The 403-nt window shown below is 57.8% G+C and carries 1 protein-coding gene; it reads right to left on the reverse strand.

The window, feature by feature from the left end:
- Window positions 1-334 (reverse strand): hypothetical protein (locus AC1RPU_RS07915; RefSeq protein WP_481769631.1); only part of this gene is annotated, 334 nt, incomplete at its 3' end.
- Between the last annotated feature and the right edge of the window lie 69 nt (window positions 335-403).

A 403-nucleotide genomic window follows, 5' to 3' on the forward strand; every position in this document is an offset into this window, starting at 1 on the left:
CCTCTTCGACCTCGATCTCCAGCGCATCCTGAGTCGTGAGTCGAGTGTTGTAGGCTCCGGAGCTGATGCGGAGCAGCGCCTGCTTCAACTCAATTTCGAGCACATCGTGCCCGCGTATCGCGGCGCTCAGCGCCTCGGTCGGCACCGCGATCAGCATTTCTCCGTCAACAGAGCACGGCAGCGTAACCGAGCATCGGCTCAGCTCTGCTTGGCTGTGCATCTTCAACGTTTTTCCGTTACTTTCCAATGTAACGGCCCCGCTCACCGGGGGCGCAAGGCGTTGGATCACGCGAAGCGCTTCGCTGAGCAGGGCCTGTTCGATTGTTGCTTTCATGTATAGGCGAGTGTTGTGGTTGGCTTACTTCTTATTTACTTCGAAGCCGTCATGTGCGACAGGCCCTTG

The organism is Dellaglioa sp. CoH-55-MRSF-7, from assembly GCF_056782235.1.